General features: G+C 59.7%; 13 protein-coding genes. 8 read left to right on the plus strand and 5 right to left on the minus strand.

The genetic code is table 11. The annotated features are described in order from the left end of the window. Positions 1–84: 84 nt before the first annotated feature. Together I6G83_RS16715 and yebS are read right to left on the minus strand one after the other, a co-directional pair. Complete coding sequence (locus tag I6G83_RS16715; RefSeq protein WP_054307215.1) at positions 85–2,718, minus strand: PqiB family protein; 2,634 nt, start codon at positions 2,716–2,718, stop codon at positions 85–87. Then, positions 2,687–3,934 (minus strand): membrane integrity lipid transport subunit YebS, encoded by a 1,248-nt coding sequence (gene yebS / locus I6G83_RS16720; RefSeq protein WP_054307214.1) that lies wholly within the window; start codon positions 3,932–3,934, stop codon positions 2,687–2,689. Before yebS ends, I6G83_RS16715 begins: the two co-directional genes overlap by 32 nt. A 240-nt stretch (positions 3,935–4,174) precedes the next feature. On the opposite strand from yebS, the gene I6G83_RS16725 reads away from it, so the two are divergent. The 4 genes from I6G83_RS16725 (at position 4,175) to I6G83_RS16740 (ending at position 8,125) form a co-directional block, all read left to right on the plus strand. Next, entirely contained in the window at positions 4,175–4,672 is a 498-nt protein-coding gene (locus tag I6G83_RS16725) for a GAF domain-containing protein (protein ID WP_015672065.1), read from the plus strand. Positions 4,673–4,768: 96 nt separating this feature from the next. Continuing rightward, positions 4,769–5,458, plus strand: a complete 690-nt coding sequence (gene proQ, locus I6G83_RS16730) for an RNA chaperone ProQ (RefSeq protein ID WP_015672066.1) — start codon at positions 4,769–4,771, stop codon at positions 5,456–5,458. A gap of 19 nt (positions 5,459–5,477) precedes the next feature. After that, a complete protein-coding gene (gene prc, locus I6G83_RS16735; RefSeq protein WP_054307213.1) occupies positions 5,478–7,526 on the plus strand; it encodes a carboxy terminal-processing peptidase in 2,049 nt (682 codons plus the stop codon). 257 nt (positions 7,527–7,783) lie between these two features. Beyond that, positions 7,784–8,125, plus strand: a complete 342-nt coding sequence (locus I6G83_RS16740) for a lysozyme inhibitor LprI family protein (protein WP_054307212.1) — start codon at positions 7,784–7,786, stop codon at positions 8,123–8,125. Positions 8,126–8,218: 93 nt separating this feature from the next. Here I6G83_RS16740 and I6G83_RS16745 read toward each other — a convergent pair whose 3' ends face one another. Continuing rightward, the gene (locus I6G83_RS16745; protein WP_015672069.1) at positions 8,219–8,383 is read right to left on the minus strand and encodes a hypothetical protein; all 165 of its coding nucleotides are present in this window, start codon (positions 8,381–8,383) and stop codon (positions 8,219–8,221) included. Between the two features lie 515 nt (positions 8,384–8,898). Here I6G83_RS16745 and htpX point away from each other — a divergent pair. Continuing rightward, positions 8,899–9,783, plus strand: coding sequence for a protease HtpX (gene htpX / locus I6G83_RS16750; RefSeq protein WP_015672070.1), 885 nt, complete (start codon positions 8,899–8,901; stop codon positions 9,781–9,783). A 42-nt stretch (positions 9,784–9,825) separates the two neighbouring features. Here htpX and I6G83_RS16755 read toward each other — a convergent pair whose 3' ends face one another. Beyond that, positions 9,826–11,196, minus strand: coding sequence for an MFS transporter (locus tag I6G83_RS16755; protein ID WP_054307221.1), 1,371 nt, complete (start codon positions 11,194–11,196; stop codon positions 9,826–9,828). A 203-nt stretch (positions 11,197–11,399) separates the two neighbouring features. On the opposite strand from I6G83_RS16755, the gene kdgR reads away from it, so the two are divergent. After that, positions 11,400–12,191: a DNA-binding transcriptional regulator KdgR gene (gene kdgR, locus I6G83_RS16760; RefSeq protein WP_054307210.1), complete on the plus strand. Its 792-nt coding sequence runs from the start codon at positions 11,400–11,402 to the stop codon at positions 12,189–12,191. 178 nt (positions 12,192–12,369) lie between these two features. Next, positions 12,370–12,702, plus strand: a complete 333-nt coding sequence (locus I6G83_RS16765) for a DUF1493 family protein (protein WP_054307209.1) — start codon at positions 12,370–12,372, stop codon at positions 12,700–12,702. 61 nt (positions 12,703–12,763) lie between these two features. On the opposite strand, the gene phnR is transcribed toward I6G83_RS16765, so the two are convergent. After that, positions 12,764–13,483: a phosphonate utilization transcriptional regulator PhnR gene (gene phnR, locus I6G83_RS16770; protein ID WP_054307208.1), complete on the minus strand. Its 720-nt coding sequence runs from the start codon at positions 13,481–13,483 to the stop codon at positions 12,764–12,766. Between the two features lie 147 nt (positions 13,484–13,630). Between phnR and phnW the strand changes: the two genes are divergently transcribed. After that, a complete protein-coding gene (gene phnW, locus I6G83_RS16775) occupies positions 13,631–14,725 on the plus strand; it encodes a 2-aminoethylphosphonate--pyruvate transaminase (protein WP_054307207.1) in 1,095 nt (364 codons plus the stop codon). The last annotated feature ends 8 nt before the right edge of the window (positions 14,726–14,733 follow it).

A 14,733-nucleotide genomic window follows, 5' to 3' on the forward strand; every position in this document is an offset into this window, starting at 1 on the left:
GGAAGGAGGAATTGTAGCACAGCGCGCTAAAAAAGCGGGGCCTGATAGTTCAGGCCCCGTTATGGTTAAACGCGTGAGACAGGATTAATCGCGTGGAATGGCGGTCCCCCATTCTTGCCAGCCCTTCGGCTCTTCCGCGTTCAGCATAAAGTGCTTGCCGGCGGCGGCTTTCGGCGCCAGCGGGATGGTCGGCGGCGTAGCGAAGGCGATGCCGCCGCGGATAAACTGCTGGAAGGTGCCGCTTTTGATGACGCCGCCGGTCAGGCCGAACTGCAGGTTATAGCCGGAGGCCAGCCAGAACACGCTGTTGTTGCGCACCAGATGCTGATATTTCTTGCTGACGCGCAGGGCGACATGCACCCGGTCGGACATCGCGCCCAGGTAGAACCCGGTGACGGTGCCGACTTCCACGCCGCGGAACAGCACCGGCGTGCCGATCTGCAGCGAGCCGGTTTCGGCGGCGTCGAGCACCACGCTCAGCCCGTCCTGATAGCGTGAATCGGTAATGCTGGCTTCCTGCAGTTCAAAGCTGCGCAGCGGGCGGCTGCTGCGGCCCGGTTCGACGTTGATGTACGGCTGCAGCAGGGTATCGAGGTTATTGACCCCGGCGGCGGAAATTTCCGGCGACACGATGGAGAAGCGGGTGCCGAAGCGGGCGAAGTTCTCCACGTATTCCGGATACAGGACGGCTTTCGCCAGCACCTGGGTGCGGTCAGGCGACAGCTGCATCGACTCCACCTGGCCGATATCAATGCCCAGATAGCGGATCGGCATGCCGGCGGCCAGTTTGCTGGCGTTGTAGGTGCGCAGGGTGATCTGGCTGCCGACCGCGCGGGCGGCGGTTTCGTTGCTGTACAGCACTCGCTTGTCGCCTTTGCCCGGCGCCACGCCCTGCAGATTATCGAAGCTGATAGCGCCTTTCAGCGCCCGGTTCAGCGGTGACGCCTGCACCGTCAGGCCGCTGCCGTTCAGCTGGACTTTGGCGCCGCCTTCGGCCCAGAAAATGGTCTGTTTGCCCAGCAGCTTGCGGTACTGCGGGTCGATATACACATCGACCTCAAACGCATTGGCCTTCGGGCGGATATCAAGAATTTCGCCGACCTGGAATTTGCGGTACAGCACCACCGAGCCGGTTTGCACGTCCGGCAGGCTGGAGGCGGTGAGCGTCAGGGTCGGCGTCGGCGTGTTGCCGGTGATGCCGGCCTTGGCCCGGTCGTTGTTGGCGTACAGCGGGTACTGCGCCGCCGGCGCGCCCTGGCTGCCGGGCATAATGCGGATGCCGCCGTCCAGCCACTCCTGCGCGCTGGCGCCGACCACTTCCATCCCGTCCAGCCCCAGCTTCACGTCCAGCCGGCTGTTGACCACAAACTTGCTGTCCTTATGCACCAGCGCGCGGTACTGCGCGTCGACGGCGACGCGGAAAGTGACGCCGCTGTTGGTCAGGCTGCGGCTCAGCACCTGGCCGACCTTGATGCCGTGGATAATCACCGGCTGGCCGACGTCGATGCCGTAACTTTGCGGCGCCTGCAGCGACAGGGTCAGCACGCCCGGCTGCTGCAGCAGCGTTTCGCTGCTGTCGAGCACGTTGAAGTGGTGCTGCGGCTCGCCGTCGCCCGGGATCAGCTCCAGCGTATTGCCGGTCAGCAGCTGGCTGAGTTTGGCGTCGTTAAGGCTGATTTTCGGGCTGCGCATGGCGATACGCGTGCCGCTGCGCATCAGATCCACCACCGACGGGTCGATGGTCAGCTCGCCGGTCACCTTATTGTCCGGCTGCAGCGTCAGCTTGGTCAGGGTGCCGACCTGCAGCCCCTGATAGATCAGCGGCGTATGGTTGGCGCTCAGGTTGCTGCCGCTAGGCAGATCCAGCGTGATGCTGACGCCGCGCTGGCTGCGGGCCAGATCGGGGTACAGCTGATAACTCTGGTCGGCCTTGGCCTGCTGACCTTTTTCCGGCGAGTCGAAGGCGATGGCGCCGTTGACCAGCGCCGCCAGGCTCTCCATCTGCACCGACGCGCCCGACAGGTTGAAGTCGCCCTTAAAGCCGGAGACGTTCCAGAAGCGGCTGTCGGTTTTCACCAGGTTGGCGAAGCGGCGGTCGATCAGCACATCGATGGTGACGCCTTTGTTGCCGTCGGCGATGGTGTAGTCATACACCTTGCCGGCCGGGATCTTGCGGTAGTACACCAGCGAGCCGGTGTTCAGTGAACCGAGATCTTCCGCATGCAGGTGAATCATCAGTTCGCCGGTGTTGAGACGGTATTTGGGCTGCGTATCAAGCGCCGAGAAGTGGGTCTGCGCCTTGCCGCTGCCCGGCATCATGCCGATATAGTTGCCGCCGACCAGCGCATCCAGCCCGGAAACGCCGGCCAGCGAGGCTTTCGGCGTCACCAGCCAGAACTGGGTGCCGTCGCGCAGGGAGTCCTCCAGCTCGCTTTTGATGCTGGCCTCAACCACGATTTTGCCCAGATCTTCGCTCAGGCGGATTGACTGGACGGTGCCGACGTCCACCCCCTGATAACGCACCGGCGTACGGCCGGCGACGATGCCCGCCGCCGATTGGAAATCGATGGTGATGGTGGTGCCGCGCTCCTGAAAATTGTTGTACACCAGCCAGCCGGCGATCAGCAGAGCGATAAACGGCAGTAACCAAAAGGGTGAAATGCGGCGTTTGTTTTTAACCCGCGCTTCAGTCGGCGTATTCGGCGTTTCCTGTTGCATGTGCATCCCAAATCAGTCGGCTATCCAGCCACTCAACGGCAAGAATAGTTAAAATAACCGCAGAGCCAAAGTAAAAGGCTGCCGGTCCCATAGTAAATGACAATAATTGCTCGCGGTTGACCAGCGACATCATCAACGCGATAACAAACAGATCGAGCATCGACCAGCGGCCGATCCACCTCACCAGCCGCAGCAGGCGAATACGGGTCTTCAGGCTGTGGCAGGTTTTGAAGTGTACGCTGAACAGCAGCGTAATCAGCACAATCACCTTGGTAAACGGCACCAGCACGCTGGCGATAAACACGATCGCGGCGATGGGCATATTGCCGGAGGTGGCCAGCGACACCACGCCGGAGAAGATGGTGTCTTCCATGCGCGCGCCGTTGGCGTAAATAATGGAGATCGGCAGCAGGTTGGCCGGCAGCAGCAGGATCATCGCGGCGATCAGCGCCGCCCAGGTCTTCTGCAGGCTGTAGGGCTGGCGGCGGCACATCGGAATATGGCAGCGCGGACAGCGGCCGCGCGTATCCGGATAGCCGGTGAAATGGCAGGAGAGGCAGACGTGCAGCGCGCTCGGCGCGCCTTCCGGCTGCTGCTGCGGGTAGTAACGCTCCCACAGCTGCTCCAGATTCATATGAATCAGCGTCAGGATGCTGAGCAGCGTCAGCGCCAGGTAGGCCAGCAGCGCGTTGCCGGCTTCGATATCGGCGTACTCTTTGACTTTAATCGCCGCCACCGCCATGCCGATCAGATAAATATCCAGCATCACCCACTCTTTTAACCGCTCCAGCATCAGCAGCACCGGGCGCAGGTTCATCCCCAGCCGGTGGCCGATGCGCAGGTACAACAGCGACAGCGACAGCGTCAACGGCGCGCCGATGGTGCAGAACGCCACCATGCTGGCGGTAATGGGGTCGCCCTGGCGGCTCATCTGCCAGATGCCCTCCAGCAGGCTGGCGTGAATCGCGGTGCCGAGCAGGCGGATATTGATCAGCGGTTCGGCAAAGGCGAACGGCATCAGCAGCAGCATGGTGACCGCCATGGCCGTCAGCCGCGCCATCGACCAGTCGCGCCCGTTGACCACCTTGGCGTTGCAGCGCGGGCAATAGGCCGCCTGACTGCCGTTCAGCGCCGGCAGCCTGAACAGCAGATCGCATTCGCAACAGCGCTGGTAGCGCGCCTTGGAAAGGGGGGCGGTGATTGCCTGTATTTTCATCGTTAACAATAGCTCTGAAGCCCGCCGGTTTACTTAGCGTAGCTGGAAAATTACCCTGTCTTCGCCCGGGGGATAAAAAAGCGCGGCAAAGCGCGGTTTATGCGAGGCAAACATACCCTGCCGGACGGGGTTTTGTGAAGTAACAGATGATTAACCTTGTGACTATACGCATTTAATGCTTATTTTATAGGGGTTAAGCCCCGGGCTTAAAGTTATCTACAGCGTTTTAATGGTTATGACATGACAAAAGAACAATTCTACGCGGAATTCAAACGCGATCTCTGTGCGTTGCTGGATGGTGAAACCAACTTTATCGCCGCGCTCTCCAACGCCAGCGCGTTGATCAACGAACGCCTGGAGTCGGTGAACTGGGCCGGTTTCTACCTGATGGACGGTCAGCAGCTGGTGCTGGGGCCGTTCCAGGGCAAAATCGCCTGCGTGCGGATCCCCGTAGGTAAGGGCGTATGCGGCACCGCGGTGTCGGAAAACGCCGTGCAGCGCGTCGGCGACGTGCATGCGTTCCCCGGACACATCGCCTGTGACGCCGCCAGCAACGCTGAAATCGTGCTGCCGCTGGAAGTCGGCGGTCAGGTTATCGGCGTTCTCGATATCGACAGCACAGTTTATCAACGCTTCGACGAACAGGACGAAGCAGGCCTGAAAGCAGTGGTGGCGGGGCTTTGCGCACAGTTGGAACAGTGCGATTGTGCGAAATACGTCACTGTAGCGGCAAGTTGATCTACGGTTAACGTGGCATTTAGCGATGGCGTCATTATAATGACGCCTGTTCATGCCTGCGGCTTGTTGGCAACACCGTTGTAATCAGGAAATTTCATGGAAAATCAACCTAAGTTGAACTCTAGTAAAGAAGTTATTGCTTTTCTTGCCGAGCGTTTTCCGCTCTGCTTTAGCGCCGAGGGCGAAGCACGTCCGCTCAAAATCGGTATTTTTCAGGATCTGGTGGAGCGCGTACAGGGGGAAGAAAACCTGAGCAAAACGCAACTGCGTTCTGCACTGCGCTTGTATACCTCCAGCTGGCGTTATCTGTACGGCGTTAAAGTCGGCGCGCAGCGCGTTGACCTGGACGGCAACCCGTGCGGCGAGCTGGAGCAGCAGCACGTTGACCATGCGCGTCAGCAGCTTGAAGAAGCGAAAGCGCGCGTTCAGGCCCAGCGTGCCGAACAGAATGCCAAGAAGCGTGAGGCCGCCGGCGATGCCGCTGCGCCGCGCCGTCCGCGTCCCGCCGGCAAAAAACCGGCCGCACGTCGTGAAGGCGCTGCGCCGGAAAACCGCAAGCCGCGTCCTCAGCAGGCCCGCAAGCCTCGCGCTGCCAAAGAAGAAAGTCAGCAGCGTCATGTACCCGTCACGGATATCTCCGCACTGCAGATCGGCCAGGAAATCAAGGTCAGAGCAGGCAAGAGCGCGATGGATGCTACCGTACTCGAAATCGCTAAAGATGGCGTACGTGTACAGCTCTCTTCCGGTCTGGCGATGATTGTGCGCGCAGAACACTTGCAGTTCTGATACGGAGGCCAACTAAGGCATGAACAAATTTGTCAGATTAACGGCAGTCGCTGCCTTGATGTGGGCTGGCGTCAGTTACGGTGCGGATACCGCCAACATCCGCATCGACCAACTGCCGCAGCTGCATCAGGAACCGCAGCATGCTACGGTGAGTGAGCGCGTTACGGCGCGCTTCACTCGCTCTCATTATCGTCAGTTCGCGTTGGACGCGGCGTTTTCAGGCAAGATCTTCGATCGCTACCTGAACATGCTCGACTACAACCACAACGTTCTGCTGGCCTCCGATGTCGCGCAGTTTGCCGATAAGCGCACCGCCTTCGGCGAAGAGCTGAAGACCGGCAAGCTGACCACGCCATACGCGTTGTTCAACCTGGCGCAGAAACGCCGCTTCGAGCGTTACACCTACGCGCTGTCGTTGCTGAACAAACCGATGAACTTCACCGGCAACGATACGATCGACGTTGACCGCAGCAAAGCGCCGTGGCCGAAAGATACCGCCGAACTTGACCGCCTGTGGGACGCCAAGGTCAAGTACGATGAGCTGAGCCTGAAACTGGCCGGCAAAAATGATAAGGAAATTCGTGAAACGCTGACCAAGCGCTATCAGTTCGCGATCAAGCGGCTGACGCAGAGCAACAGCGAAGACGTGTTCCAGCTGGCGATGAATGCCTTTGCGCATGAAATCGACCCGCATACCAACTACCTCTCGCCGCGTAATACCGAGCAGTTCAACACTGAAATGAGCCTGTCGCTGGAAGGCATCGGCGCGGTACTGCAGATGGACGACGATTACACCCTGATCAACTCGATGGTGCCGGGCGGCCCGGCGGCGAAAAGCAAGTCGATTACCGTCGGCGACCGCATCGTCGGCGTCGGCCAGACCGGTAAGCCGATTGTCGATGTGATCGGCTGGCGCCTGGACGATGTGGTTTCCCTGATCAAGGGGCCGAAGGGCAGCAAGGTGCGGCTGGAAATTCTGCCGGCCGGCAAGGGCAGCAAAACCCGCGTGGTGACCCTGACGCGTGAACGCATCCGCCTGGAAGACCGTGCGGTGAAAATGACCATCAAGACCGTCGGCAAAGAGAAAGTCGCGGTGCTGGACATTCCCGGCTTCTACGTCGGCCTGACCGATGACGTCAAGGTGCAGCTGCAGAAGATGGCCAAACAGCACGTCAAGAGCGTGGTTATCGACCTGCGCACCAACGGCGGCGGCGCGCTGACCGAGGCGGTGTCGCTGTCCGGCCTGTTTATCCCGAGCGGCCCGGTGGTGCAGGTGCGTGATAACAACGGCAAAATCCGTGAAGATGCGGATACCGACGGCGTGACCTATTACAAAGGGCCGCTGGTGGTGATGGTTGACCGTTTCAGCGCCTCGGCGTCGGAAATCTTCGCTGCGGCGATGCAGGACTACGGCCGTGCGCTGATCGTCGGCGAGCCGACCTTCGGTAAAGGCACCGTGCAGCAATACCGTTCGCTGAGCCGTATCTACGATCAGATGCTGCGCCCTGAGTGGCCGGCGCTGGGATCGGTGCAGTACACCATCCAGAAATTCTACCGGGTCAACGGCGGCAGCACCCAGCGTAAGGGCGTGACGCCGGATATCCTGATGCCGACCGGCGTCGATCCGGCGGAAACCGGTGAAAGCTTCGAAGACAATGCGATGCCGTGGGACAGCATTAACGCTGCCACCTACAGCCGGGTTGGCGATCTGAAACCGTTTGAACCGCAACTGCTGAAGGACCACGAGCAGCGCATCGCCAAGGATCCGGAGTTCCAGTACATTGCGCAGGATATCGCTCACTACAAGGCGCTGAAAGACAAGCGCAACATTGTCTCGCTCAATCTGGCCCAGCGCGAGAAAGAGAACCACGACGATGATGCCACGCGCCTGAAGCGGATTAACGAACGCCTGCAGCGCGCCGGTAAAAAGCCGCTGAAGTCGCTCGACAACCTGCCGAAAGACTACAAGGAACCGGATCCGTATCTGGATGAAAGCGTGCATATCGCGCTGGATCTGGCCCATCTGGAGCAGGGGCAGCCGGCGCAGCAGCCCGCCGCCGACAAATAACGGCCTCCGGTCGATAAACGTGAAAAACGCACCTCAGGGTGCGTTTTTTTATGGGCGTGTTTGAAACAGCAGCCGGTGAGCGGGAGCGCAGACAGGCTAACGGTTATCGGTTAAATTGCCTGACGGTATAGGGCAGGAATGCCTGGCCTCCTCGCAGGGGCGCTCACGGGAGGAAGAATGAACAGATACGGCATTATCGTTTTGGCCTGCGCGCCATTTTTTCCGCAGCACAGACCGCTTCAGACGTTGAAGGGTTGATGTCCAGAGTTCCAGCGGCGTGCAAGGCGATAAATATTGATAATAACTATCCGGCGTTGCTGACGTGCGTTACGCGTTTATCTGCACGTTCGGCGCAGAGGCTCGATGTGCGACTGGCGGAGATAAGGAAGGATTTGGCGAACCTTGGCGATGCCGAATATAGCGCCGCTTTTGAAACCGCACAGACCTCTTGGGAGCGTTATAAAACGGACTATTGCGCCTATCTGACAACGGGGATGGATCGACGCAGCAGCGCTTTTAAGCTGCAGTCGGATCTCTGTCAGGCTTCAGAGAACGATCGGCGCTTACAGACGCTGCAAGGTGAGCCGTCGACCAGTTAAAGCCTGCCCGCCAGCGGCGCGCTTGGCGAACACAAACGACGTTCGTCTTGTGCCGGAGAAGCCAATACCACAGGACCCGCTGCGCACGGGCGATCAGGGTTTATCCTTCCGGCGCCAGTCCCATTCGGCATGGAGCCAGATCGCAATCATCGCGCAGCTGGAGATAAACATCACGTCAGGCCAGCGGGTGAAACCGCTGACAACGGAGACGATGGATATCACACCCGCTAGCCGTATAAATCCTTTGTTAAACGTCATAAATATACTCTTTCAATCCATTATGATGGTGGGTCTTATCAGACTTTTTCCAGTTGTTTTCTTATCGGTGAGCTGTAAATATCGACGTATCTTCCAGGGTGAGTGAAGCAATATGCGCCTCTTTCGTTTAACCTGCGCCGCCATCATTATTGTTGGGCATTTCCTGCTGTTATTTAACATCTTCCCGTGAGAATACTTCACGAAACGGCGCATGATTCAGGTAACCTGCCGTCCGCCTTCACCTTATCACGTTATACCGCCTTGGTATCAAGCGGCAACAGTTGCGTTCCTGCATGAAAAACCGGCAGTCGCCGTGACAATACCCTAAAATCTCCCCGGTCTTCGCAACAATCGTTTACAATTCGTAAATCCGGCGGGAAACGCCGTTTTTGTAAAGATTCGTATTTTTAGTGGGTTAATGGCGATTCTGGCTTGAAACTGTGTCGGATGCCCATACTTGCTAAAGGTATCTACAGCAGCGTCTTGTTAACATTTTATGAGGAAGTAAACATTTTATGATGCGTATAGCTCTGTTCCTGCTCACCAACCTGGCGGTGATGTTGGTTTTCGGGCTGGTGCTCAGCCTGACAGGAATTCAATCCAGTAGCGTTCAGGGCCTGATGATTATGGCCGGTCTGTTTGGTTTCGGCGGTGCGTTTGTCTCTCTGCTGATGTCCAAATGGATGGCGCTGCGCTCCGTTGGCGGGGAAGTGATTGAACAGCCGCGTAATGAAACCGAAAACTGGCTGCTGGAAACCGTGCGCCGCCAGTCCCAGCAGGCGGGCATTGCTATGCCGCAGGTGGCGATTTACCACGCGCCGGATATCAACGCCTTCGCTACCGGCGCGCGCCGTGACGCATCGCTGGTGGCGGTCAGTACCGGTTTGCTGCAAAGCATGAGCCGCGATGAAGCGGAAGCGGTTATCGCCCACGAAATCAGCCACGTCGCCAACGGCGATATGGTGACCATGACCCTGATTCAGGGGGTGGTGAACACCTTCGTTATCTTTATCTCGCGCCTGCTGGCGCAGGTGGCCGCCGGCTTCCTGGGCAACCGTGACGGCGAAGGTGAAGGGGAAGGTAACGGCAACCCGATGATCTACTTTGCGGTTTCCATGGTGCTGGAGCTGGTGTTCGGCATTCTGGCGAGCATCATCACCATGTGGTTCTCGCGTCACCGTGAGTTCCATGCGGATGCCGGTTCTGCCAAGCTGGTGGGGCGTGAGAAGATGATTGCCGCGCTGCAGCGTCTGAAAACCAGCTACGAACCGCAGGAAGCGGGCAGCATGATGGCGTTCTGCATCAACGGCAAATCCAAGACCTTCAGCGAGCTGTTTATGTCGCACCCGCCGTTGGACAAGCGTATTGAAGCGCTGCGTTCCGGTCAGTATCTGAAGTAAGCGCGAGCGAATCACCAAAAACCCCGGCCTGCCGGGGTTTTTTTATGCCGCCGCGCGCGGCTGGCTGATACGCAGGGCGCTGACCAGCGCGGCGCAGGCGGCGCAGCTGCCGGCCAGCAGCAGCGAGGCGTGCGTGCCGTGGTCCGGAAACAGGTTGAACATCAGCGCCACCAGCGCTGCGCCGGAAGTCTGGCCCAGCAGACGCGCGGTACCTAACATGCCGCTGGCGCCGCCGCTGCGGTGACGCGGCGCCGAAGAGATAATGGTGTGGTTGTTCGGCGACTGAAACAGGCCGAAACCGACGCCGCACAGCGCCATGCGCCAGATGATGTCCAGATCGGCCGGGTTATGCGGCAGCGTCGCCAGCAGGAATAGCCCGAGGGCGAACAGGCCAAGGCCCAGCGCGCCCAGCAGCCCGGCGTGAACGTGCTCAATCAGCCGGCCGGCGAGCGGCGCCACCACCACGATCGCCAGCGGCCAGGGCGTCAGCAGCAGACCGGTGGCGACCTCGTCACGCCCCAGCACCTGCTGCAAAAAGAACGGCAGCGACACCATCGCCAACATCTGGGCGGCGAACGAGCAGACTGAGGTGCCCATCGACAGCGCAAAGATCGGGATACGCAGCAGATCGACCGGCAGAAGCGGCGCGCTCTGCTGCAGCTGACGGCGTACGAAGAACCAGCCAATCACAAGCAGGGCGGCCAGTTCCGCCGCCACCAGCGTCGGGCTTTGCCCCTGCGCGAAGCCGCTGAGGGCGGCGATCAACAGGCCGAAGGTCAGCGCATTCATCACGGCGCTGAGCGGGTCAAAGCGTCCGCGGCTTTTCTGACCGTTGGCCGGCAGGTAGCGCATGCCCAGCAGCCACGCCGCCAGACCGATCGGCAGGTTAATTGCGAACAGCCACGGCCAGGAGGCGAACGACAGAATCCCCGCGGCGACCGTGGGGCCGGCGGCGGACGAGAAGGCGACGATCAGCGCGTTAATAGCCAGGCCGCGGCCGAGATGGCGCGACGGATAGATAATGCGGATCAGCGCGGTATTGACGCTCATAACCGCCGCGGCGCCGAAGCCTTGCAGCACGCGGGCGATGGTCAGGGTGGTCAGGCTGTCGGACAGGGCGCAAAACAGCGACGTCAGGCTGAAGACCATCAGCCCCCACAGATAGATCCGGCGGTAGCCGAGCAAGTCCCCCAGCGAGGCCAGCGACAGCAGCGAAATGGTAATCGCCAGCTGATACGCATTGATCACCCAGATGGAGTTGGCTGCGCTGGCGTTCAGGTCGCGGGCGATGGTGGGCAGCGCGACGTTGGCGATGGCCCCGTCGAGCACGGAAACGGTAAGGCCGAGGGCAATGGCCAGAATGGCGCCGTAGCGCTGCGGCACGGGCAAGCCGTCGGAATTGGAGAGCGTCATAGTGAAATCATAGGTCAACGTGCGGAATGTGAGCATGCTAACAATTTTTCCGCGCATTGTATCCGTTCGATCGCCAGCAATTGTAAGCAGCAGTGAGGGGCAACGCGTGTTCTGCGGGTTGTGCATTGCGCAGGGCGAAACGTTCCGCTTATACTGAAACCCTTGTTTAAATTTCTTAAAACGGAAACAGGCTGGGATTGTTGATGGCGAATACGGATCTAGATAAGCAACCGGACGCGGTTTCATCGGTGCTGAAAGTGTTTGGTATTTTGCAGGCGCTGGGCGAGGAACGCGAAATCGGCATTACCGAGCTTTCTCAGCGGGTGATGATGTCCAAAAGCACCGTTTACCGTTTTCTGCAAACCATGAAATCGCTCGGCTATGTAGCGCAGGAAGGGGAGTCGGAAAAATACGCCCTGACGCTGAAGCTGTTCGAACTGGGCGCCAAATCGCTGCAGAATGTGGATCTGATCCGCAGTGCGGATATCCAGATGCGCGAGCTGTCGCAGCAGACCCGCGAGACGATCCACCTGGGCGCGCTGGATGAAGACAGTATTGTTTACATCCATAAAATCGATTCCTTATACAACTTGCGTATGTATTCCCGTATCGGCCGCCGCAACCCGCTGCACAGCACGGCGATCGGCAAGGTGCTGCTGGCGTGGCGCGATGAGGCCGAGGTGGACGATATCCTGTCGCAGCTGGAATTCACCCGCAGCACGGCGCATACCCTCACCAGCGCGGCGCAGCTGCTGCCGGTGTTGGCGCAGGTGCGTCAGCAGGGATTTGGCGAAGACGTGGAGGAGCAGGAAGAGGGGCTGCGCTGTATTGCGGTGCCGGTGTTTGACCGCTTCGGCGTGGTGATCGCCGGGTTGAGCATCTCGTTCCCGACCATCCGTTTCTCGGAGGAGGCCAAGGCCGACTACGTGCGCCAGCTGCATCATGCGGCGCGTATTATTTCCGAGCAGCAGGGCTATCACGACTACCCGTTCTGATAGTCACGCCCTGCACGGCGCGAATGCCCAACAACCTGCCTTTACGGCAGGTTTTTTTGTATTTGCCGTTCCCCTGCGCCATCGGCGATCCGCCCGAGAACCCTCTGATTGTCGGCTGCTTTTCTGCACGCTAGTATCCTTTTCAAGGCGTGCGGCAAAGGGACAGGAGCGACAAATTATGGTAACGGAGCAAGATGTTTTAGCATTTTTCCGCAGTGAGCTGTCCGTCCCTCTTACCTGGAAGCTGAAAGCGATTCCGCTTGAACTGGATACGCCGTTACAGGACTACGCGGCAGGCGACGAATTCTTTTATGCGATCGCCGACTATGCTGAAAAATTCGGCGTTGATGTGTCCGTGATCGAGATGCGTCATTATTACCCTTGGGAAAATCTATCCCGCTGGGAACGCTGGACCAAATATAAAAAAGCTGACATAGAAAAGAGCAGAAAGCCTTTAACCGTGCGTATGTTCGCCGAGTCCGCCAAAGCCGGGCGCTGGCTGTATGATTAGCTGACGCCATATCCCCGCCGGGGCGCGGTTATCCTGCGCTCATTCCCGCCCTATGCGGCGTTCACTGCGTATCAACCTCAATGCGCAGGCTGTCGTGACGCCAGTACTCAATATCAAAATCAAGTATACGCCCCTGCCGATCGTAATTGAGACGACGCAGCAGCAAGGCGGGCAGGCCGACCATCGCCCCCAGCGCGGCGGCGGCCTCGGGCGGCAGTGCGGTCGGATAAAACGTCAGGTGCATGCTGCTGTAGATCAGCTGATAGTGCTGCTGATAAATCTCGGTCAGGCTGCCGCCCAGCTCGTGCTGCAGCAGTCCCGGCACCCGCTGCGGCAAGCAGTGGTTCTCGCAATAACAGATCGCCCGCTCGTCGGCATAGCGCACGCGGCGCAGCAGGTAGATCTGCGCATCCGGCTCCAGCTGCAGCGCCTGCGCCACGTCCGGCGGCGCGGCGGTGTGTTCGGCCGCCAGCAGCGCGGTGCGCGCCTGCCGCCCCTGTTCCTGACACAAACGGTGGAAGTTGGTGTTCTGCGTCGGATCCAGCCACAGCCGTGCGGGGGTGACAAACCAGCCGCGGCGATCGGCGCGGTAGATGGCGCCGCTGGCTTCCAGCTGCGCCAGGCTTTCGCGAATGGTGATGCGCGTCGTGGCGAAGGCGGCGCACAGCTCCCGTTCGGAAGGCAGTTTATCCCCGGCCTTCAGCGCTCCGCTGGTAATCCGTGACTGTAGCTGCGCCTTGATCTGCAGATAGTGGGGAAGATCGCCCTGAGGGTGTTTCATGTTGTCTCGCTATGGCATGTCGGCTGGCTCCATTATACATGCCCGGATGAATTTTTTGTTTCACCGCCGGTTGGCGTTTGACCTGCCGTGCGGTTAGCCGTCACAATGCGCGCATCTGGTATAGACCAATTGGGAAAGGTAAAAAAGATGAACGATCGTGATTACCTGCTGTTGACGCCCGGCCCGCTGACCACCTCGGATACGGTGAAGCAGGCGATGCTGTTCGACAGCTGCACCTGGGATGAGGATTACAATATCGGCGTCGTTCAGGCGATTCGCGCCCGCCTGGAGGAGTTGGCCAGCGCGACATCCGGCTACACCTCGGTACTGCTGCAGGGCAGCGGCAGCTATGCGGTGGAAGCGGTGCTGGGCACGGCGCTTGGTGCGCAGGATAAGCTGTTGATCGTCAGCAACGGCGCCTATGGCGCGCGGATGGCGGCGTTAATGGGCATCGATCACCACTGCTATGACTGCGGTGAAACGGCGGCGCCGGACGTAACGGCGATGGAGGCGCTGCTGCTGGCCGACGCGCGCATCAGCCATATCGCGCTGGTGCATTGTGAAACCACCACCGGCATGCTGAATCCGCTGGCGCAGGTGGCGGCGCTGGCGGCGCGCCTGGGAAAGACCTTGATTGTCGATGCGATGAGCAGTTTCGGCGGCATTCCGCTGGATGTGGGCCAGCTGGGCATTGATTTTCTGATCAGCTCGGCCAACAAATGCATTCAGGGCGTGCCGGGCTTTGCCTTCGTGATCGCCCGGCGCAGCGAACTGGAAAAATGCGCCGGTCGTTCGCGCTCGTTGTCGCTGGATCTGTATGCCCAATGGCGCTGTATGGAAGACCACGCCGGGAAATGGCGCTTTACCTCGCCGACCCACAGCGTGCTGGCCTTTGCGCAGGCGCTGCGCGAGCTGGATCTGGAGGGCGGCATCGCCGCACGCTATGCGCGCTATGGCGAGAATCAGCGCCGGCTGGTGGCGGGGATGCGTGCGCTGGGGTTTGACACTCTGCTGGAGGATGGGCTGCACTCGCCGATTATCACCGCGTTCTACTCGCCGCAGGCGGAAAACTACCGCTTCGGCGAGTTTTACCAGCGGCTCAAACGCCAGGGATTTGTTATCTATCCCGGCAAGGTGTCGCACAGCGACTGTTTCCGCATCGGCAATATCGGCGAGGTCTATCCGCAGGATATCGATCGTCTGCTGGACGCCGTTAGCCGCGCTATGTACTGGCAACATTAGGAGGGCAG

The sequence above is a fragment of the Serratia rubidaea genome, assembly GCF_016026735.1.
In the GTDB taxonomy this organism is placed as follows: Bacteria; Pseudomonadota; Gammaproteobacteria; order Enterobacterales; family Enterobacteriaceae; genus Serratia_B; species Serratia_B rubidaea.

Coding starts and splice junctions, on each gene's coding strand:
- htpX (WP_015672070.1), top strand. CDS start 8,899: ATGATGCGTATAGCTCTGTTCCTGCTCACCAACCTGGCGGTGATGTTG.
- I6G83_RS16765 (WP_054307209.1), top strand. CDS start 12,370: ATGGTAACGGAGCAAGATGTTTTAGCATTTTTCCGCAGTGAGCTGTCC.
- yebS (WP_054307214.1), bottom strand. CDS start 3,934: ATGAAAATACAGGCAATCACCGCCCCCCTTTCCAAGGCGCGCTACCAG.
- phnW (WP_054307207.1), top strand. CDS start 13,631: ATGAACGATCGTGATTACCTGCTGTTGACGCCCGGCCCGCTGACCACC.
- I6G83_RS16745 (WP_015672069.1), bottom strand. CDS start 8,383: ATGACGTTTAACAAAGGATTTATACGGCTAGCGGGTGTGATATCCATC.
- phnR (WP_054307208.1), bottom strand. CDS start 13,483: ATGAAACACCCTCAGGGCGATCTTCCCCACTATCTGCAGATCAAGGCG.
- prc (WP_054307213.1), top strand. CDS start 5,478: ATGAACAAATTTGTCAGATTAACGGCAGTCGCTGCCTTGATGTGGGCT.
- I6G83_RS16725 (WP_015672065.1), top strand. CDS start 4,175: ATGACAAAAGAACAATTCTACGCGGAATTCAAACGCGATCTCTGTGCG.
- I6G83_RS16740 (WP_054307212.1), top strand. CDS start 7,784: ATGTCCAGAGTTCCAGCGGCGTGCAAGGCGATAAATATTGATAATAAC.
- I6G83_RS16755 (WP_054307221.1), bottom strand. CDS start 11,196: ATGACGCTCTCCAATTCCGACGGCTTGCCCGTGCCGCAGCGCTACGGC.
- proQ (WP_015672066.1), top strand. CDS start 4,769: ATGGAAAATCAACCTAAGTTGAACTCTAGTAAAGAAGTTATTGCTTTT.
- I6G83_RS16715 (WP_054307215.1), bottom strand. CDS start 2,718: ATGCAACAGGAAACGCCGAATACGCCGACTGAAGCGCGGGTTAAAAAC.
- kdgR (WP_054307210.1), top strand. CDS start 11,400: ATGGCGAATACGGATCTAGATAAGCAACCGGACGCGGTTTCATCGGTG.